The sequence below is a fragment of the Dendronalium phyllosphericum CENA369 genome (assembly GCF_016056275.1).
Classification (GTDB): domain Bacteria; phylum Cyanobacteriota; class Cyanobacteriia; order Cyanobacteriales; family Nostocaceae; genus Dendronalium; species Dendronalium phyllosphericum.
Genome location: NZ_JAECZA010000058.1, coordinates 1 through 20,242, shown reverse-complemented (window position 1 = coordinate 20,242; position 20,242 = coordinate 1). Strand labels below are relative to the sequence as shown.

Sequence of the window (20,242 nt, the reverse complement as noted above, 5' to 3'; positions counted from 1 at the left end):
TATTTTACTTGGAAGCAGTTTCATCTGTCTTAGCAGATAAAAACTATAAACTGCTAACTTTTCTATTTGCTAGCCACGAACAATTAGCTACTGCTGATTAAATTGTAATTCCAATGTTCTAGTTGATTAACTAGATTGTGGAGAAATTTACAAACTGGATGCAAATCAAGCAAATGCAAGAACGAGTAATCAACATATTATTAGTGGAGGATGATGAAGTTGATGTGATGAATGTCAAGCGGGCATTCAAGAAAGTTAATATCACCAATCCGATTTATCTTGCAGGCAATGGGCTTGAGGCGCTAAATATGCTGCGCGGCAATAACAATCAGCCCCCCAAAGTACCCAATCAGCGGCGCTTGGTTTTGCTAGATTTGAATATGCCGAAAATGGGTGGAATTGAGTTTCTGCAATAATTACGCTCAGACCCGCAATTGAAAGCAACTCCTGTAGTTGTAATGACGACCTCAAACCAAGATCGAGACAGAGTGGAAGCTTACAACTTAAATGTTGCCGGCTATATTCTAAAACCTGTAACTTTTACTAACTTTGTTGAGATTATAGCAGCACTTAAAAAATATTGGATATTGTGTGAAATCCCCTAGTTAAGCTGAAAGCTAAACTAAGAAGTATAAGTATGAAGTATAAAATCTCAAATTACTTTAGTTACAAACGAATAAAGCAGCAACATTCACAAATTTGATATTTTCATGCCGCTTGCGGTGAGGTATATCCCGATAGGTTATTACTTTATTCTTTATACTTGATGACTTCAGCAAACTTCAAAGTTAGGGGTGAGCATTAATTAAAACCCCACCTAAAAAATATAAAATTATTTAGTTGGATAGTTTAAAAATACCAATGTTATACATCAAACTGTATTTAACAGCCAAAAGAGAAACCGATGGAAGAGACGCTGAAAATTTTGGTTGTAGACGATGATGAAGTAGATCGCATGGCAGTGCGGCGAGCTCTGGCTAAAGCAGGAGTTAGTATGGAATTATTTGAGGTGAGTAATGCTAATGATGCAGTCTCTGCCCTCAGAAATACCGTTTACGACTGCGTTTTCCTGGACTATCGCTTACCAGACGATGACGGATTAAACCTAATCCAAAAACTACGTTCGTCAGAAATCAAAGTTCCTTTAGTCGTTCTTACAGCTCAAGGCGATGAAGAAATCGCTGTAGCTTTGATGAAAGCTGGTGCTACAGATTATCTTTCTAAATCTAGGGTATCCTCAGCAACTTTGGCTCAGATTTTACGGAATGCCATTCGAGTACATCGCGCTGAAATGCAGGCAGCTTTGGCAAACCAGCAACTTCGAGAAAGTCACGAGCAGCTGATTCGCAAAAATCAAGAATTGGAGAGACAAAGGCAACAAATTCAATTGCAAAACCTCAAACTTTTGGAAGCATCACGGCTGAAATCTCAATTTTTGGCAACTATGTCTCACGAACTACGAACGCCGATGAATGCCATTATTGGATTTTCTCAAATTTTGTTGCGTCCTAAGTTCGCTCAACTGACACATCAGCAAACAGATATGGTGGAGCGTATCCTTAATAATGGTAAGCATTTGCTGATGCTATTAAATGAAGTTCTTGACTTTTCCAAGCTAGAAGCAGGAAGACTAGAACTTAAGTCAGAATTATTTGATTTAACAAAAATCATAAATACTATCGTCGCAGAAATGCGCTCTTTAGCAGAGGCCAAAAAATTGTCTTTGCTAGTTCAAATAAACTTAGAAAATCCTTTATTATTTAACGATCCGGTGCGGATGCGCCAGATTTTAGTGAACTTACTCTCCAACGCTATTAAGTTTACAGAGTCCGGCAGCATTTGGATTGAAGTCAAAGAGATTTCGGGAAATCGAGTAGCGATCGCAGTTCGAGATACTGGTATAGGTATAGCTCCCAAAGATTTCAAACATATTTTTGAAGCGTTTCGCCAAGTCGATCAAAGCATCACTCGCAAATATCCGGGTACAGGTCTGGGTTTGGCAATCATCGATTCGCTGGTGGGAATGATGGGCGGCAAAATCTTTCTCGAAAGTCAATTAGGGGCCGGGTCAATGTTCAAAATTGAAATCCCAAGGCAAGTCTCACCACAAAACGCCGCTGAAATTAATGCTTTCCATTGGGATGGTGATGGCATTGTTTGTTCGGCTCAGAATCCGCATCAATCTAGTAAAGCTTCCATAGGACATCCCCACCTGAAACATTAAACAAAAATAAGACTACTCTATTAATTATTTAAAAAACTCATATTTTAAAGTTGTAAATCATGTCTGTTGTAGAAAATTCTAAAATCGATCGGATTCTCGCTGTTGATGATACTAGAGATAATCTCATTTTGGTTCAGACTATTTTAGAAAGTGAAGGGTATGAAATCGATTTAGTAGCAGATGGCACAACGGCTTTACAGCATGTGCAACAATCTCCACCCGATTTGATTCTCTTAGATGTGATGATGCCAGGGATAGATGGTTATGAAGTCACGCGCCGTATTCGCAATAACCCCGCTATTAGCTATATTCCAATTTTGCTAATCACTGCCTTTCACGAATCCAGCGTTGTCGAAGGCTTGGATGCGGGAGCCGATGATTTTATTCGCAAACCATTCGATACTGATGAACTCTTGGCAAGAGTGCGATCGCTTTTACGTTTAAAGCATAGTGTGGACGAACAAAAAAAGATGGCACGCCAACGAGAAGACTTTGTTTCTCGTTTGACGCACGATTTGCGAACTCCTTTAGTAGCTGCTGACCGGATGCTTGATTTATTTCAACAAGAAACTTTCTGCAAAATTTCGCCAGAAATGAAACAAGCGATCGCCGTGATGATTCGCAGTAACCAAAATTTAATGCAAATGGTGAATACCCTGTTAGAAGTTTATCGTTTCGAGGCAGGTAAGAAGACATTAAATTGGGAAAGTTGTAATCTGCCGGAAATAATTCAAGAAGTAGTTAGCGAACTAACTCCTCTTGCTAGCGAGAAAAACTTAACTTTAAAAATAGATACTAGTGAGTTAGAGCCAAAAGCAGACGCTGGTGTCATGATGGGCGATGCCTTAGAAATTCGCCGTGTATTCAATAACTTAATTGGTAACGCCATCAAGTTTACAGATACAGGCGGCGTAAAAATTCGGATTTCCGAAAAATCAGCTAATCAAAATAAAGATTGGATAACTATCACAGTTGAAGACACAGGTTATGGCATTGCTCCCGAAGACCAAGGAGGTATTTTCGAGCGGTTTCGCCAAGGTAGAAACAAACGCTCTGGCAGTGGTTTAGGGCTACACCTATCAAGCCGAATTGTCGAAGGGCACGGTGGTAAAATAGCTGTTGCCTCCGAACTAGGTCAAGGCACTGTATTTACAATAGAACTCCCAAAGAACGGTTGATTTTTTGTTTGCGATCGTCAGTCAATAATTATCCTTACATCTTGCACCAAGCGACTACTAGTCGCGGCTACACAGGCAAAACCCCTGACGCTCGAAGACTCGCTAACGCTACGCTAACGGGTTAGCCAGTTGCCTGATGCCACTTTTCTCAACGGGGGGAACCCCCGCACGGAAGTGGCTCCGGAGGGAAACCCTCCCGCAGCACTGGACTCACCACCTGCGTGGGTTTCAAATCCTTGATTTTGGGTTTAGTCCGCGTCGGCGGACGAGAGTTTGTATAGCCAAGCCAGTGCGGTCTTGGGGGTTTCCCCTATGAGCAACTGGCACGCGATTTCTAATCGCTAGGATTAGGTGCTTACAAAGAAGAATTCAGAAAAAATTTCTGAATTCTCCAAAATACTTGACTATATTGTAGTATGTATGTAGCATTAAAGTAGCAAGTAAAAACTATATTTTTATTAACTTAAGTTATAGTGAGCGATCGCCAATAAATAAAACCTTAACTAAATTAAAGTATCAAGTTATTTATAAATTAAGCAAAATGACTGATTTAACTAGTAGATATCAAACAATTGATGAGATAAACGACTTAATAAATATATTTAAAACCTGTTTTTATCGGGTAAGAGAGTCAAGGCGATCGCATCAAAATATTGATATTTTTATCTGAAAATTTTTACAACCATTTTATAAATATTAGTTAAATACAAACATATTTTTACCTTATTTTACAAAAAATTTCCATACAAAAAGAGGTGAACTATGAGTATATTCAAAGTTGAAATAGTTCAAATAGAAAGCGTTAATCCTCATCCTAATGCCGATCGGCTAGATATCGCTTCTTTCACAGGTATGGCATATCAAGTTGTTACTGCAAAGGGTAGCTTTCAGCCTGGAGATTTGGCATTTTACTTTCCTATTGATAGCGTTATTCCAGAGAAATTTTTAGACGAATTTGGCATTCGTCCTTACTACTCTAAGAAACTACGCGCGGCTAAATTGCGGGGAATTTTTTCTGAGGGTTTGCTAATTCCTGTAGGCAATAACTTCACAGGTAACATTGGCGATGACTACACCGAATATTTTGGTGTAACTAAGTATGAATATCCAATTCCTCAAGGCATGAGTGGGGAAGTAGAAAGTCATATCGGACAGTATAAATTTCCTAGTCCAGAAAACCTGAAGCGATATAAAGATTTGTTAGTAGAAGGTGAAGAAATTGTTGTAACGGAAAAGTTACACGGGACTAACTTCACCGTCTTAGTGGACGCTGAAAAAGTCACAAAAATTGGTAGTCATAATTATTTCTGGAAAAACAGCGAAGCGAATAAAAATCTAGTTTATATCAGAGCATATAACGAAAATACAGCTTTGCAAAAACTGCCACCAGAAACCCAGGTATTTGGAGAAATATATGGCGTACAAGACATAAAATATGGTTTGAATAATGGCAAAATTGGTATTGCTTTGTTTGCTGTACGTCGCGGCAGTCAGTTTCTCAATTACATTGATTTCGTAAATTTTTGTGAGGATTTCAACTTGCCAACAGTACCCGTACTTTATACAGGTGCTTACAGTTGGGAAGCAGTATCTCAGTTCAACAATGCTAATAGTGTAATCAGTCCAAATTGCATTATGGAAGGTGTTGTAGTGCAACCTTTAGTTGAAAGAACCCATCTAGAAATAGGTAGAATTGTACTGAAATTAATTAGCGATCGCTATCTGCTTCGTAAAGATGGAACAGAACTACATTAGACTGCTTGTAGGGTGGCTATATTAACCACCCTACTACATGTTTATATGTAAAATTATGTAATATTTTATGAATTCAATCGGGTGTTGCTAAAATTTCGTTGAAATTAGTGCCAGAACGTTGCAATTATCATAAATAGTCTTACCATACTCAAAAAATCGGAAATTACCTAAAAACTAGAAGTAGGCATCCTTGAAAAAGTGTGTTTAACTAGCTAATAGAGTGACTTTAAGATAAAAGATACTTGTGCTCTTGTGATTTGCAGCTAGTAGTTCATTTGAATAAAAATTAATTTTAAATAGTCTACATCAGATAAAATATGGAATTTGATTACTTTGGAAATAATGATAGTAATCCAGCAAATAATAAAGGTCAAAGCTTGCTTGCTAATGGTTGGCGACCATTTCAGCGAGACTTCGACTGGGAATTTTTATGTCAGTTATGGTGCGATGATAGACACGAATTAACTCAAAAAAGTTTAAATTTAGTCAGTAATTTTGCTGAAGTTTTAGGGCGGAATAATTATACTTGGTGGGCTAATTTCTTAAGCATCGCTTCTGATAACACTCGCTACGAAGTTGAAAAATTTTGGAATTATATTACGCCTGACCCTCAGTCACCCGACCATCGCTACAAAGATGTTTTAAGTACAGAAACGCCTATTGTGCAATTTGTAAGTCGTAGTAGCATTCCCATTGATTACGTTCTCAATAGATTGCAAGAAATTACTGTATTACGAGTTTTACAACTATTAGGATGTCCTGACATTATTACCCAGTATTACTTAGAAAGAGATTTCTATCTTCCAGCCAATAGATTTATTAGTTGGGAACGTCTAGACGTTGTGAATACAGTTTATGCTTACTGGTCAAAGTATGATATTTGGCTACAAATTGAATCTTACGATCGCGGACGGCGACAATATACTTTAATGTCGAAAGAGATATCGCCATTAATTAACAAAGCGACTTACGATTTAGCAGTCATGCTGAGTGGCTATCAAAGTCGTGTCGGTAAAGTTCACAGTCAATTTCCAATTCGGACTTTTCCCGCAGATATTCAAAACTTTACTGACGCAGTACAACAAGCGGTTCTCAACCAAAATCAGTTAGCAGTTGTGGTACATGGAGAACCGGGGACAGGTAAAACCGCATGGACACAAGCAGTTGCAAAAGAAATTCTTGTGCCTTTAGGTTATGTCATTTTTATTCTAGATCATGATGCGATCGCAAACTTCGTACCCCCAACTTACCTAGAGCGTATTTGTATTATCATCAACGAAGCTGATAATTTAGCACAAAATCGGGCATCAGAAGTTGCACAATATAATAACAAAACAGAACATATTCTCAGCTTGCTAGATGGGACTTTGTACCAAAGTGTGATTGATGATTCTGGCATTCAAATGAAACAGCGACTAGTAGTCTTGATGACTTGCAATACTACGGAAAGATTAGATCCGGCAATGTTGCGGAAAGGAAGAGTCGATTTGATGTGTGAATTTAGCCAGCGATTTGTTTGAATCAGGCGCAATACAGTTCAGCTTTGCTAACAGTATCAGATAATTAGTCTCATACTTTGATGTCAAAATGGAGAACCGTAGTTTTGCTAAGTTCAAATCACCAGCAGTTGGTAATCTGACTTTTTTTAGTAAGTAAGTATCTTCGCCTCTACACCAGACATTAATATAGAAAATTTGGAAAGGGGTTCTTAACGGTTGCTATTAGTGATAATTTTAAGCATTGGGAACCCTTAAAAATCGAAGTTTATGAACGCAGCCGACGATAAAACGATTGTACGCGAGTATTTCAATTCCACAGGGTTTGACCGCTGGAGGCGGATTTACGGCGATGGCGAAGTCAACAAAGTCCAGTTAGACATCCGCAACGGACACCAGCAAACTGTGGATACAGTCATCGGCTGGCTGAAAGCAGATAACAATTTATCAGAGTTATCAATCTGCGATGCTGGATGTGGTGTGGGTAGTCTCAGCATTCCCCTGGCCGCAGATGGTGCTAAGGTCTATGCTAGCGATATTTCTGAAAAAATGGTTTCAGAAGGCAAAGATAGAGCCTTACAAACCTTAGGAAATAGCGATAACCCAACTTTTGCCGTCCAGGATTTAGAATCATTGAGTGGTAGTTACCACACGGTTATTTGTTTGGATGTTCTCATCCACTATCCTCAAGAAAAAGCAGATGAAATGATTTCTCACCTTTGTTCTTTGGCACAGTCAAGGATAATTCTCAGTTTTGCGCCTAAGACCTGTGCTCTAAGTATACTCAAGAAAATTGGTAGTTTCTTTCCGGGACCGAGCAAGACAACTCGTGCTTATCTGCATCGAGAAGCTGATGTCGTGAAAATTTTAGAAAGTAATGGCTTTTGCGTGCAACGTCAGTCGATGACTAAGACGCGCTTCTATTTCTCTCGCATACTGGAAGCTACACGCCAGTAAGGTTAAAATCGCAGCACGAGAAATACTATACTTCTGCTGCGATTTAACTTTTACAAACAACAAATCATTTTGTAATTAATGGCTCAATATTTTCTCTAATTTTTTTACCTACAACTTGCCAATTATATCGTTTTAGAAAAATTTCAAATCCTTTATTGCCAAACTCTTGACATTTATTTGGGTTGTTGAGAAAGTAAATCAATTTTTCTGCTAGTTTATCCACGTTGTCCGTTTCTACTAAATATCCATTTTCACCATCTGATATAAAGTCTGGTATTGCTCCTATATTGCTAGCAACTATGGGTAATTTATAACTCATCGCCTCAAGAAAGACAATTCCAAAAGGTTCTAATCTAGTCGGGAGACAGAAAATTGAGGCTTCACGAAAATATTTGCTAACTTCTGATAATGGTACTCTACCTACAACATGACAATTAGGAATATCTAACTTAGGAGAACAACCTACAATAGTGAGTTGAGCTTGAGGATGAAATTTTAAAACATTTTTAAATGCCTCAACCAGTTGTGGCCCTCCTTTACGTTGCCAATCAACACCGACAAAGAGAATATTTTTCTTAGTGTATTTTTGAAAATCTTGGTTTTCAAAGTGGTTATTATTTGCATTAATTCCAGCATAAACACAAATTACTTTATCTGGGCTACAGGAATATTGTTCTATAATTGATTTAGTTATATTGTTACTCATTGTAAAATTTATCCTAGCATTTTTATAGATAGTTTTTTCTAATTTAATCCATGATTTAGAGTAAAGATTTTTTGAAGAAAAATCAGGATAATTTAGATTTGCTAAATGAGTATGATCTGTATATACAAAGTGAGGTACTTCAGGTAAACTAGCATCAAATAAAGATTGAGTTTGAAAAGTAAAAATATATTCTTTCGGATTAATTTTTTGATGAATACATCTTTTTACTTTTTTGAATATATGAGGGGTTCTGGTCAAACAACTGAATATTTGTTTGCGTTTCAAAATTATGTCAATACCGTAGTTTTTACCTACTGAAAGTAAATTAGCAACTTCTTTAATATTAGCAAAGTCTTTTGATATATCTAGAATTTCAAGTTCAAAACTAGGAAATTCATTTTTAATAACTTCTATAACAGAATTATTAGTATGAGAGAAATTTCCTATTTTGAAAAAGCCAATTTTTTTAGACATAATTTTACTAACAAACAACTACTATTCGAGAACACCGCAAAGATGCTACCCAGCTTTGTTAGAATTTTTTCCAAATTAAACAAAACTGAACTATTGAAAATTAAAGACTCTAATAGTGAAATTTGTCATGCCAATTTGTCAAAACTTCGATGATTGCATCAGTTTCTTGCTAATTAATTTCTTACTTTATTTTTCTATCTTTAGATTGGTTTATTTTGTACCAAACAAGCGATCGCCTGCATCTCCCAGCCCAGGAATAATATAGCCATGCTCATCTAAATAATCATCAATAGCAGCAGCATATATAGGCACATCAGTATGTGTTTCACAGAAATGCTTAATACCTTCTGGGGCTGCAAGTAAGCAGACAAATCGAATTGATAAGGGATTAGTTGATTTCAAACGTTCTACCGCTGCAACAGCAGAATTACCAGTTGCCAGCATCGGATCGACTACAATCATATCGCGTTGCTCAACGTCTTGAGGAACCTTAAAATAATACTCAACAGGAATCAAAGTTTTTGGGTCGCGGTATAAACCTATATGTCCGACTCGTGCTGATGGCATCAACTCCAGCATTCCATCCAAAATTCCCTGACCTGCCCGCATTATCGAAACTAACACTAACTTTTTATCAGGGGCAAGTACTGGCGCATCCATCGGTGCTAGTGGTGTTTTGATCTGTTCGTATTTCAGCGGTAAATCCCGCGTTACTTCATAAGCTAACAACAAGCTAATTTCCTTAAGCAAGTTGCGAAATTTCGTTGTACTGGTTTCAGCTTTCCGCATTAGCGTCAGTTTATGCTGAATCAATGGATGCTCGATAATTGTTACTTGATTTTGCATATTAATTATTAGTCAATAGTCAGTAGTTAGTGGTTATTGGTCAGTAGTAAAAAACAAATGATAACTGACAACTGACAACTGACAATTAAAATACTGTGCCATCACTTTCAATTTTTATAGGAGGCTTACCTCCCGTTCTGAGTTCAGCGGCAATTTTGCGTCCTGCTGTCCAGGTTCCCCCTTGCAGGATTTTTACCAGTGGTAGTTCCTCAGCAGTCATGCCCAACTTTTCGCGTACTGCGATCGCAATTCGATCCAAAAGGATTACAGTCAAAGCACGCCACTCAACTATAACTTCCGATCCTACAGAGTGGGATGAGTGTAAAATATCTGGACTTTTGGCGCTAATCAGCCCTAAATCGAGACATAATCCCCCATTACGATATTCTGGTAATCCAGTCAGGGCATCTAAACCAGTAATTTCTAAACCGAGTTCCTGTAATGGTTCCAACAATGAATATGTTAGCCACTGGGAAAGTTTGTGAAACGGCACTAAGGAAGAATAAAGTAATTGTGCTGTTTCTAAGGATGGGTATTGCCAAACATCACCGAGGTTAACTCCAGCAATTTCTAATCTTCCCGGCCAGATGTCACTGAGTCCTTCTAAAACCGCACTGAATACAGTAGAAGCTGTTAACTGACCATTTTGAGATTTGCTCAACAAATAATTTACTAAATTTCCTGGACGCGGGTTTTGATAGCCAAATAAATCAGGAAGAGAAACTAGTACTTGACCTAATTTTTGTAATAATTGCCATCGTCCAGAAATACCTACTAATGGATTTTTGGCATTTACCTGAAACCCATTAGCGAGTTCTGTTTCTGTTAATGTTTGTAATCGCAAAGCATCGACTTGCAGTAAGTTATTGCTAGAAAAACTGCCTTGACAAAACATTTGGAAACTAGCAATAGCCAAACCTTCAGAACGCCCCAAAGTCAGCCCCGTTTCCTGTTCGTAATAACGCCAACTATCTCCTGCCCCAGCATCCAACAATACACTCACAATTGCTAAATCAAATTTAGCAGCAGCTTTTTCCAAAGGCGTTAATCCAGTTAACTGAGTATCTAACTGAGTTAATCGCGGCACATTCCCAGCTGCAAAATGCCGCCAACGACTATGAAACGGAATTTGCAAATTTGGATATTCGCAGCGCATTACCTCAATGACATAATCTGCCACTCGTTCCAACTGCTTTAAATCGCAAGCAAAATAACGCGAATGTCCCTCATTTACCCATGTAAATATTTGCCCGCAACACTCCCTAATAGCAACCGGAGAACGAAAATATGCGATCGCCTCCCTTTCCTCTTCTCTCTGCGCCCTCTGCGTCTCTGTGGTTCCTATTTCCACTCTTCCAATCCCCCGATATATCTGAGTGCTGAGTTCTAAGTGCTGAGTGCTGAGTGCTGAGTTCTGAGTAAGGTGTTCTCCAGTGCCCCTCTGCCCCTCTACTCCTTCAGCTATTCCAAAGAACGTCCCTTCACCTCAGCCAAACCATCTGCATCTAACACATCTCCAGTAGTGTAATAACCAGCTGCTTTCTTCGCCTCAATTTCTACCCGCGCATCTTGGGGAATCAAATCCTCTGGGATTGGGATGCGTTCTGCAATCTCAATTCCCGACTCAGTAATTGCGTTGTATTTCATATTACTCATCGACACCATACGGTCAATGCGGGTAATCCCCAACCAATGCAATACATCCGGCATCAGTTCTTGAAAGCGCATATCTTGCACTCCGGCGACGCATTCTGTGCGGGCAAAGTAGGCATCAGCGCGATCGCCTCCTTCTTGGCGTTTGCGCGCATTGTAAACTAAAAATTTCGTTACCTCTCCCAAAGCGCGCCCTTCTTTACGGCTATACACAATTACCCCGACACCACCTTGTTGTGCTGTTTGTACGCACACTTCAATCCCGTGTACGAGATAAGGGCGACAGGTACAAATATCTGAGCCAAAGACATCAGAACCGTTGCATTCATCATGTACGCGCACGGCTACTGGTTTATTCGGATCGGCGATCGCTGCCATATCGCCAACAATATACACCGTCAACCCCCCGATTGGCGGTAAAAATACTTCCAAATCCGAACGCGTTACTAGTTCTGGGAACATCCCCCCAGTTTGTTCAAATAAAGCGCGGCGCAAATCTCCTTCAGAAATGCCAAAGCGCTTGGCAACTCCTGGTAAATACCAAACAGGCTCAATAGCAGCTTTTGTGACCACCAAATCGCCGTTTGGTTTCATAATCTCGCCATCTACCCGCAAGCGCCCTTTTTCTACAGCGTATTGCAGTTCTGGCATGTTGATATGTGCTTTCGTAATGGCGATCGTCGGGCGGATGTCGTAGCCCTGTTCGTAATAAGGTGCGAATACCTCAGATGCGATCGCGCCAAAAGGGTCGAGAGAAACAATCTTCTCAGGGTCAGCCCAACTAGGGTGCGGCCCAATATGTTCCACTGGCGATGTGTTAGTCAAATCAGCCCGATGATCGGACTGTAAAGCACCACTAGCTACCGCTAAGGCACGGTAAATAGCATAACTACCCGAATGCGTACCGATCGCATTGCGATGTGCTTGCTTAGTTAGCGTCGCAATCACCGGGCCGCGTTCCATTGGTTCGGCTGCTCCCCAGTGAATGGGGATTGGCTTAGGGCCAAAGCGACTGGGATGGGACGTAAGAACTATATGCCTTGAAACGCGATTTGGCTTTGGCATAATCATGGATCTTTTTGTAATGTTTTGATGAACTATTAATTACTACGTATTCGTCAACTACCAATAGTTAGTTTTGGTTTTCAAGAGTTTGGTATCCTAGTAATCAATCACTTATAACTTGATATTTCGAGTATTGGATTAATAGTATTGGTTAATACAACAAATAACATACGAATTGCCTAACTCGCAAATGTTGTGGGAGAATTTTAAAGAGGACTTTAAAAAAGACTTAGTAGATTTAGTACGAAAATTGATACCTTGATACAAGGAGACAATCACTACACTCAAATTCATGGATTCTTTATCGATTAATTCCTTACTTGAAGACTTGAAAAATCCCGATGCCACAGTCCGCGACCAAGCGACTAAAAAACTCTGGCGTATCTGGTTTCAGCAAAAGGGAATTTATGGGCTGGAAAGAATCGACCAGAGTCAAAAGTTACTTGATGCTGGAGAAATGGCTGAAGCCGAAGAGATGTTGACAGAACTGATCGTAGAACAACCAGATTTTGCTGAAGCCTGGAATCGGCGAGCTTTTCTCTACTACAGCATGGGTGATTATAAACAATCTCTGGGAGATTGTAAGATGGTCATTCAGATTAATCCAGTACATTTCGGGGCACTTCACGGCATGGGCTTGTGTTATGCCGCACTAGGAGATTACAGTCAAGCTATTAAAGCTTTTAAACGCGCTTTAGAGATTCAACCCTATTCTTTGGTGAATCAAAAGTTAATTTTAGAATGTACGCTCAGACTTAGCTAAATTGTGAAATATTGAGTCACTCTATCCCAAAAATGTGAATCAAACATCGGTGGTTCTGAAGGAGAGCATCCAAATTTTAAAATTTATCTCTCTTTGTGTTCTTCCGAAGTTTGCTCAACGCTCTTGACCCTCCGAAGTTGCTTCACTTGGGCAAAGACGACACTTGCTTCAACCGAGAGAACCAAGGGCTAGCAGTGTCTCCCCAAGACCGCACTTCTCTGTGCGTCTTTTTGCATTTAATAAAGAGCATCAAATGTCTCGTGGCGGCAATCTTTTAAAAAGACCCGCAATGTCTCATCGCCCATCCCAACACAGCAATTGAAACCTTTACGCAATTTGCATCACAATCAATTACAAAAAAGGTAGCGAGCAGTTGTTTAAAAAAGCGATCGCAAGCAAGCATTCGCTGATGTCAGGCAATTATTTCGTCTCCATCCAATTCTCGCCAGCACGCACATCTACTATCAACGGTACGCTCAACTGTACTGCATCTTCCATCACAGATTTAATCTGCAATTGTAACTCTTGCCACTCATGAGGAGGAACTTCAAACACCAATTCATCGTGAACTTGCAACAACAAACGCGCTTGAGATTTTTGTAAAACCTCATGCAATCTCACCATAGCAATTTTGATAATATCAGCACTAGAACCTTGAATTGGTGCGTTAGCTGCAGAGCGTAATAAACCAGCATCGAAAGCACCCAAATTCTTTAATTTACTCAAATCAATTTCTTCTGGATTGCTACCTTTTAATTTGCGTAAACTGTTATTTGTAAAATCAAAATAACGACGACGACCGAGAATAGTTTCTACATAACCTTGAGCGATCGCTTGTTTTTTTACTCCTTCTAAATATGCAAAAACTTTGGGATAGCGTTCGTTAAATCGCTTAATGAACTCGTTAGCAATGGCTTTATCTATACCAGTTGAACGCGAAAACCTCAAAGAACCCATTCCATAAATTACGCCAAAGTTAATTGTTTTTGCTAATCTTCTTTCATCTGATGTAATATCTTCTTTTTCAAAAATTAACTTTGCCGTTACAGTATGAATATCTTCATTCTGTTGATATGCCTGCACCAATACTGGTTCTTGAGTTAAATGAGCTAAAATTCGCAGCTCGATTTGTGAGTAATCAGCAGCCACCATTAACCAACCCTGTTCTGGCAAAAACGCTTTCCGAATTTGCCGACTAAAAGCTGTACGAATCGGAATGTTCTGCAAATTCGGATTAGAAGAGGATAACCGACCAGTTGAGGTTGCTGCTTGATTAAAATCAGTATGCACCCGCTGAGTATCTGCACGCACCAATGCTGGCAATGCATCTACATAAGTAGACTTTAATTTTGATAAAGTGCGGTAATCAATAATCGTATTAACAAACTCGCTTTCATAAACTTCTTGGAGTTTTTCTAATGTCGCCGCATCTGTAGAATAACCTGTTTGAATTTTACGAGAATATTTTGTGCTAAATCCTAATTTCTCAAATAATATCTGACTCAGTTTTTTCGGAGAACCTAAATTAAATTTTTCTCCAGCTAGCTCAGTTGCTTTTTCTTCTAAATTTGCTAAATTTGTTTCTAACTGCTGTGAAAGTTCTTTTAGATAAATTGAATCAATACGAATCCCCTGGTATTCCATTGCTGCTAAAACTACTTCTAGCGGCTGTTCTACATTTATCAATAATTGATGTAAAGCGGGAATTTTTTCTAGTTCTTCACGTAAATTAAATACCAGTTGAAATGTCGCATAGACTTGCAAACAGCAATAATTTGCTACATCTGTAATGTCTATATCAGCAATTGTTTTGCCCTTGGGAACTAAATCTAAATAATTTTGCACCGATAATCCCAAGTATCGCAGCGATAAATCGCTCAAGTTATTGCTAGTATCTGGATTTAACAGGTAACTTGCCAACATCGGATCGAAGACAACTCCCGTTAAGTTAATTCCCTGACAGCGGAAAACTAAACGGTCAAATTTGCCATTCTGAAACGCTTTCGGATAATTAGTACTTTCAAGAATTGGACGTAATGCTTCTAGTACTATATTTTGATTTAAATTTTCTCCTATTTTGTGATTGAGGGGAATATAAGCTGATTCATCTGGTTTCGTTCCCCAGCAACAACCAATTCCTACTAAATCGGCATCCCGTGGTTCTAAGTCACTAGTTTCTGTGTCCCAAGCAACGGGTGTTTCTGGGTTAGTGAATTGTCGCAACAAATTTACTAATTCCGTGAGTTTCGCTTCAGTATTAACGATGCGTGGTTGAATTTCCGAAACAGGTTGCTGTTGTGCGGTTTGTGTCTCCTCGAAACTGAAAAATGAAAGGTCTGCGTCTTCAAATTCCAATTCTGATTCTGTAGCAGTTGTTTCTACTTTTGGCGCTTTTTCAACTGTGCCGCCAAACCGTTGCTGAAGTTCGTTGACTTTACCTAAAAAAGTTTTGAATTCTAACTTTTCTAAAATTAGTATCAGGATATTTGTATCAAATCCTTTTAATTTACATTTTTCAAAATCAACTTCTAAAGGAACATCGACAACTATTTCTGCTAAGTAGCGAGATTTCTTTGCATCTTCTCTACCCTCTGTAAGTTTTTTCTGGGTTGCTCCTTTAATTTCATCTAGCACAGCATAAATCTGTTCGAGAGAACCGTAGGTGTTAAGTAGCTGTACTGCTGTTTTTTCGCCAATTCCCCTAACCCCAGGGATATTATCTGATTTATCACCGCAAAGAGCTTTATAATCGACAATTTGCGTAGGTAATACGCCTAATTTTTGCTTAACTTCTTCTGTACTAAATTCAGTGATGCTATTTGTAGAGCGTTTGAGAGCATCCGGACTAAAATTTAAAACGGTGATTTCTTTGTCTGGGTCGATCAGTTGAAATAAATCGCGATCGCCTGTCAAAATTTTCACTTTATACCCAGCGGCAGTTGCTTTTTGTGATAAGGTTCCTAAAACGTCATCGGCTTCATAACCTGGAGCAGTGAAAATTGGCAGATTGAAACCATCAAGCAACTCGTGTAGATTTTTCAAGTCAGGAACAAAGTCTTCTGGCGTTCCTGGACGATCGGCTTTATAGGTATCGTCGGCTTCGTGGCGGAAAGTTGGCAAACCCAAATCAAAAGCGATCGCCATTGCTTGTGGCTGTTGTGTCGCCATGACCTCCAACAGAGACTTGAGGAAGCCAAAACATACACTAGTAGGAATCCCCGTCTTAGTACGCAGTCCGCCATCTCGTCCTTTGGCGAAAGCAAAGTAAGAACGAAAGGCGAGGGAGTGCCCATCTACTAAGATGAACGTGGGGCGTGTTGCAGTTACAGAAGCGGAATTTTCAGACATAGCCTTATTCTAGCTACTTGCTTCTGTTGGGGGAAGAGTTGAGCCAAAGTAGTAGTTCACCACGCAAATATTGACAGGTGTAGGCTCTTAAAAGGAAAAAGGGGAAGGGTTTAAAACCTTTACCCCTTACCCCTTACCTTTTTCCCGTTTGTCAAAAAGACTTTGGCAGACTAGTAGTTATGCTTGCTAACAGTCAACTGTCAACAATCAACAGTTTTCTTTTTGTGTTGTCGTGCGATCGTTACGCCTAGTATAGCCAAAGCACCTAAACCAGCTAAGTTACCAGGTTCGGGCACAGTTTGTAATTGTAAATCTACACCATCGCCAGTGGTAGTAAACTGACTATCTTTGTAGCCGTATTTTTGACCGGGATTACCCAGTTGCACCACGAACGACACCACATCATGAATAACCAATGATTGCAAATTTCCGTCTTGTTTCCCAGCAAGCAATTCTGGAATTGAAAAAGTTTTGCCAGCACTGTTGGTGTAGCTCAAAATTCCTGTGTGTTTTGAGTCTTCCACATCAAAGAAATTAAGCTTTAGTCCAGCCAAGGGATTTTTGAAGTCAAATTGGAATTTACCAACTTCCAACTGTCCTTTTTCAACAGGTGTGCCAGGAGTAATTGTTGTCGTCTGATTAGTCGTTTTAGTAGTAATATCCTGTACCAACTTCGGGACTTGCTTAGTTACCTTTTTGCCATTTTCAATAACCTTGGCAGAAACCATAATTTGTCTGGTAACAATCGTTGTCTCAACAGTAGTTGTTTTGATTGTCTTCTTACCGTTAGCAGCGATAGTTGTTTGTATTGTAGGTTCTGCTTTAGAAGTCGTTGTTCCAACGCTGGCATCTACGGGAGCATCAACAGTTTTTGTGGAAGTATCAATTTTAGGCGAGTCTACTTTCTGTGTGTTAGGCGTATAAGCTACCGGACGCAACCAATATTCTCCTAGAGTAGTATTGGTTCCTGCATCCTGTCCTAAAAACTGAATACCAAATGATGAGTAGTCGTTGACAGTGTTTCTTTTATCTACAAACAAGCGACTTTCGGAAAACTGTGAATCGTAACTCAAACTAGTTACAGTGAAACCATTTGCTCCCGAACTTGTGTCTATACATTTGGGGTTTGTACTGCTAAGACACGCCATATTTGTAAGTTGAATTTCCCCTTCTTGCTGGGGAACTAAATTAGCTGCACGAGCAGCAGATGTAACAGACAAAAAGCCGATGCTAATTGTAGATGCTGCTATAACCCTAGATAAAACTTTGAATTTCGGCATTAGCTTGTGTGTTTTTATGAGGCAGTTTGTTGTTCGCATTATTCCCATTACTACCAGGATATTCTCAATAAATCTTCATAACAATAGTGAATATCTAACTTAAATAACTCTTTAAAAATATGCTTTTCCTATGTTTTTTGCCACGAAATATAAATGTCAAAATATAAGTAATTCCGCAGTTGTTTCTTATTAGAAGAATTACGATTTGGGGTACAAAAAGTAGAAAAACAGTAAATTTACAGATTGATTAGATTCAATTTAGATTTATTGATATGCTCAGATGAGTAGAATCTTTTATTTATTCCAGCGAGAATTGTAAAGAAGTTTAAAGGGCTTGCGATCGCCTCTAGAAAAATAGGCAAACAATCCACCTTTATAAGCAACCCTAGAAAGATAACTAGTGCCCAAGGGAATTACTGGTGGTGATAAGATTATCTAGGTGAAGTCGGTATTTCCTGCAAGCAGGCCCAAACAAAATATTCTGTTCTTTGACAGATTACGCAAAATAACTGAATAATTAGCTACCATGTTGGGGTTTTTATTGCTGGTGGGGTATTAATGCCTGTGTGGTGTAAATATATTGTTATTGCTCCTGTGAGTCTGAGTATCGTTTTATTAGTTACTAGTTGCAGTGAAAATAAAGCTTCTCAGTGTCAGCGACTAATTCAGGTGGTAAATGAAGGGAATTCTTTGATCGATCAAAAAAAAGGACAGCAGGCGATCACAAGTATGCAACTGTCTAGAGATTTGGAAGCTGTCACCGGATCTTTAAAGGAACTGAATTTGCCAGATCCTAAGATGAAAGAATTCCAAAGCCGTTTTGTGAAAGTGTTTGACAATCTCAGTCAAGCGATCGCTAAAGCAGCTAGGGCGCTGGGCACAGCTAAGACAGCCGAAGCCTCAGAATCTGGTAGGGAAAAAATACAAAAGGCTAGAACAGACATTGATACATCTCTAACAGCCGCAGCTAAAACTGCTGGTAAGGAGTCGGATGCATTAGTCAATGAACTGAATAAGTACTGTCGCCAACCTTAATAATCTATAGGAAAGTGCTGAGTTCTGAGTGCTGAGTGCTGAGTAAAAAAACCCAGTCGCTTTATGGCTTTTAGCGATCGCAACTGTCCTAAAGGGTGTGACTACGGCTATATCAAAAGATTTAATGCGATCGCTTCTATAAGTGAATTATGAACCAAGTAAGTGCAGCTAGCTGCACTTACACCATATACCAAACAATTGGAAACTTCATCAACAGCATTGATTCAGTACTTGCCTAATTTCCTGGAAATTTTCCAGTACGCTCCAATTCCAACAACAAGCGTTTTCGCCAAAGTCCACCCCCGTATCCTGTTAACTGTCCGTTTTTGCCGATGACACGGTGACATGGAATGAGGATATTTATCCGATTCATGCCATTTGCTCTAGCCACAGCACGAACCGCTGTTGGTTGACCAATTCGATGGGCAAGCTCATGATAAGAAATTGTTTGTCCATAGGGAATGCGTTGTAGTTCCGACCAAACTCGTTCTTGAAATGCAGTACCGTGGAGAACTAGAGGAACTGTAAATTTAGTGAGTGTGCCAGTGAAATAGCGAGAAAGCTCATCCCGCAAGCACTCAATCTGCTCGTTTGTCACAGGTAACACTGGATAAGTAAAACGTTTGTGGATTTCAGCATAGTTATGCTCTAGCATTCGTCGGTCTGTGTAATCGATGAGACAAATGCCTTGAGAAACTGCACCGACTAGCAAAGCTCCCACAGGTGTTTCTAAAATTTGCGTTGCAATGTAGTCTTGGTTTTGGCTCTGTCCTGGCGATACTCCAAAAGTTTTGCTAAATGCTTCTCTAAAGCCACTGTGAGATTCGTAGCCATTGGCAAAAATCGCATCATCAAGTTCTGCACCCTCACGAATTCGCGTAAAAGCATCCGCCAGCCGCCGCCCTCGACACCACTGGGCAAAAGTCATGCCGTAATGCTCGCAAAACCATCGCCTTGCCCGTTCGGGAGTAATGCCTAGCGATCGCAACTCTGCTGATGTAATTTTCGCATTTGGTGTAGCTTCTAAGCGTTTCATCAGCGACATTACCCAATCCGGTAGCGCTCCGTACACCTCTGTAGGGTGACATCGTTTGCATGGACGATAACCCGCAAACACGGCATCTCGAATTGTCGGAAAAAACTCAATATTTTCCGGTTTGGGGCGAGATGGGCAAGAGGGACGGCAAAAAATGCCAGTAGTGCGAACCGCTACAAAAAACACACCGTCATAACTAGCATCCTTGCCATAGAACGCCTGCTCCATTTCGTCAGGAGATGGTAAAAGTTCCAAATTCATTTGCACAGGTGCGATCGCCAATTCTATGTAGCTATTCTTGCAAGCTCCACAATAGCTGTCCACCGAAAAAACGATATTTGAGTTGTCAGAGACGCGATTAATCACGTCTGTACAATAGTCAGTTGTTATTCTTGCTCCCCCTGCTTCCCCTGCTCCCCCTGCTCC

Annotated in this window: 14 protein-coding genes and 1 pseudogene; 8 read left to right on the top strand and 7 right to left on the bottom strand. The window is 39.7% G+C overall.

The window, feature by feature from the left end:
* Positions 1 to 173: 173 nt before the first annotated feature.
* The 6 genes and pseudogenes from I8752_RS14250 (at position 174) to bchM (ending at position 7,610) form a co-directional block, all read left to right on the top strand.
* A pseudogene (locus I8752_RS14250) lies at positions 174 to 605 on the top strand (response regulator).
* Positions 606 to 904: 299 nt separating this feature from the next.
* Complete coding sequence (locus I8752_RS14245) at positions 905 to 2,224, top strand: ATP-binding response regulator (protein WP_214432977.1); 1,320 nt, start codon at positions 905 to 907, stop codon at positions 2,222 to 2,224.
* A gap of 59 nt (positions 2,225 to 2,283) precedes the next feature.
* Positions 2,284 to 3,402, top strand: coding sequence for a hybrid sensor histidine kinase/response regulator (locus I8752_RS14240; protein ID WP_214432976.1), 1,119 nt, complete (start codon positions 2,284 to 2,286; stop codon positions 3,400 to 3,402).
* 762 nt (positions 3,403 to 4,164) lie between these two features.
* On the top strand, positions 4,165 to 5,157 hold the full coding sequence (locus tag I8752_RS14235; RefSeq protein WP_214432975.1) for an RNA ligase (ATP): 993 nt from the start codon (positions 4,165 to 4,167) through the stop codon (positions 5,155 to 5,157).
* 317 nt (positions 5,158 to 5,474) lie between these two features.
* The gene (locus I8752_RS14230; RefSeq protein ID WP_214432974.1) at positions 5,475 to 6,677 is read left to right on the top strand and encodes an AAA family ATPase; all 1,203 of its coding nucleotides are present in this window, start codon (positions 5,475 to 5,477) and stop codon (positions 6,675 to 6,677) included.
* Between the two features lie 246 nt (positions 6,678 to 6,923).
* Positions 6,924 to 7,610: a magnesium protoporphyrin IX methyltransferase gene (gene bchM, locus I8752_RS14225; protein ID WP_214432973.1), complete on the top strand. Its 687-nt coding sequence runs from the start codon at positions 6,924 to 6,926 to the stop codon at positions 7,608 to 7,610.
* Between the two features lie 64 nt (positions 7,611 to 7,674).
* On the opposite strand, the gene I8752_RS14220 is transcribed toward bchM, so the two are convergent.
* From I8752_RS14220 to I8752_RS14205, 4 genes are all read right to left on the bottom strand, one after another.
* Positions 7,675 to 8,790 carry a glycosyltransferase family 4 protein gene (locus tag I8752_RS14220; RefSeq protein ID WP_214432972.1) on the bottom strand — a complete coding sequence of 372 codons (1,116 nt, stop codon included), beginning with the start codon at positions 8,788 to 8,790 and terminating at the stop codon, positions 7,675 to 7,677.
* Between the two features lie 210 nt (positions 8,791 to 9,000).
* Entirely contained in the window at positions 9,001 to 9,636 is a 636-nt protein-coding gene (upp, locus tag I8752_RS14215; protein ID WP_214432971.1) for a uracil phosphoribosyltransferase, read from the bottom strand.
* An 85-nt stretch (positions 9,637 to 9,721) separates the two neighbouring features.
* Positions 9,722 to 10,987 carry a URC4/urg3 family protein gene (locus tag I8752_RS14210; RefSeq protein ID WP_214432970.1) on the bottom strand — a complete coding sequence of 422 codons (1,266 nt, stop codon included), beginning with the start codon at positions 10,985 to 10,987 and terminating at the stop codon, positions 9,722 to 9,724.
* A gap of 110 nt (positions 10,988 to 11,097) precedes the next feature.
* Positions 11,098 to 12,354 carry a GTP cyclohydrolase II gene (locus I8752_RS14205; RefSeq protein ID WP_214432969.1) on the bottom strand — a complete coding sequence of 419 codons (1,257 nt, stop codon included), beginning with the start codon at positions 12,352 to 12,354 and terminating at the stop codon, positions 11,098 to 11,100.
* A gap of 292 nt (positions 12,355 to 12,646) precedes the next feature.
* Between I8752_RS14205 and I8752_RS14200 the strand changes: the two genes are divergently transcribed.
* Positions 12,647 to 13,117, top strand: coding sequence for a tetratricopeptide repeat protein (locus I8752_RS14200; protein ID WP_214432968.1), 471 nt, complete (start codon positions 12,647 to 12,649; stop codon positions 13,115 to 13,117).
* A gap of 420 nt (positions 13,118 to 13,537) precedes the next feature.
* Here the strand turns inward: I8752_RS14200 and polA are convergent, their stop codons facing one another.
* Entirely contained in the window at positions 13,538 to 16,465 is a 2,928-nt protein-coding gene (gene polA, locus I8752_RS14195; RefSeq protein ID WP_214432967.1) for a DNA polymerase I, read from the bottom strand.
* A gap of 200 nt (positions 16,466 to 16,665) precedes the next feature.
* Positions 16,666 to 17,745: an LEVG family PEP-CTERM protein gene (locus I8752_RS14190; RefSeq protein WP_214432966.1), complete on the bottom strand. Its 1,080-nt coding sequence runs from the start codon at positions 17,743 to 17,745 to the stop codon at positions 16,666 to 16,668.
* A 558-nt stretch (positions 17,746 to 18,303) separates the two neighbouring features.
* Here I8752_RS14190 and I8752_RS14185 point away from each other — a divergent pair.
* Positions 18,304 to 18,780, top strand: coding sequence for a hypothetical protein (locus tag I8752_RS14185; protein ID WP_214432965.1), 477 nt, complete (start codon positions 18,304 to 18,306; stop codon positions 18,778 to 18,780).
* 235 nt (positions 18,781 to 19,015) lie between these two features.
* On the opposite strand, the gene I8752_RS38395 is transcribed toward I8752_RS14185, so the two are convergent.
* Positions 19,016 to 20,242 (bottom strand): bifunctional transcriptional activator/DNA repair enzyme AdaA (locus tag I8752_RS38395; RefSeq protein ID WP_214432964.1); only part of this gene is annotated, 1,227 nt, incomplete at its 5' end.

Coding starts and splice junctions, on each gene's coding strand:
- I8752_RS14245 (WP_214432977.1), top strand. CDS start 905: ATGGAAGAGACGCTGAAAATTTTGGTTGTAGACGATGATGAAGTAGAT.
- I8752_RS14240 (WP_214432976.1), top strand. CDS start 2,284: ATGTCTGTTGTAGAAAATTCTAAAATCGATCGGATTCTCGCTGTTGAT.
- I8752_RS14235 (WP_214432975.1), top strand. CDS start 4,165: ATGAGTATATTCAAAGTTGAAATAGTTCAAATAGAAAGCGTTAATCCT.
- I8752_RS14230 (WP_214432974.1), top strand. CDS start 5,475: ATGGAATTTGATTACTTTGGAAATAATGATAGTAATCCAGCAAATAAT.
- bchM (WP_214432973.1), top strand. CDS start 6,924: ATGAACGCAGCCGACGATAAAACGATTGTACGCGAGTATTTCAATTCC.
- I8752_RS14220 (WP_214432972.1), bottom strand. CDS start 8,790: ATGTCTAAAAAAATTGGCTTTTTCAAAATAGGAAATTTCTCTCATACT.
- upp (WP_214432971.1), bottom strand. CDS start 9,636: ATGCAAAATCAAGTAACAATTATCGAGCATCCATTGATTCAGCATAAA.
- I8752_RS14205 (WP_214432969.1), bottom strand. CDS start 12,354: ATGCCAAAGCCAAATCGCGTTTCAAGGCATATAGTTCTTACGTCCCAT.
- I8752_RS14200 (WP_214432968.1), top strand. CDS start 12,647: ATGGATTCTTTATCGATTAATTCCTTACTTGAAGACTTGAAAAATCCC.
- polA (WP_214432967.1), bottom strand. CDS start 16,465: ATGTCTGAAAATTCCGCTTCTGTAACTGCAACACGCCCCACGTTCATC.
- I8752_RS14190 (WP_214432966.1), bottom strand. CDS start 17,745: ATGCCGAAATTCAAAGTTTTATCTAGGGTTATAGCAGCATCTACAATT.
- I8752_RS14185 (WP_214432965.1), top strand. CDS start 18,304: ATGCCTGTGTGGTGTAAATATATTGTTATTGCTCCTGTGAGTCTGAGT.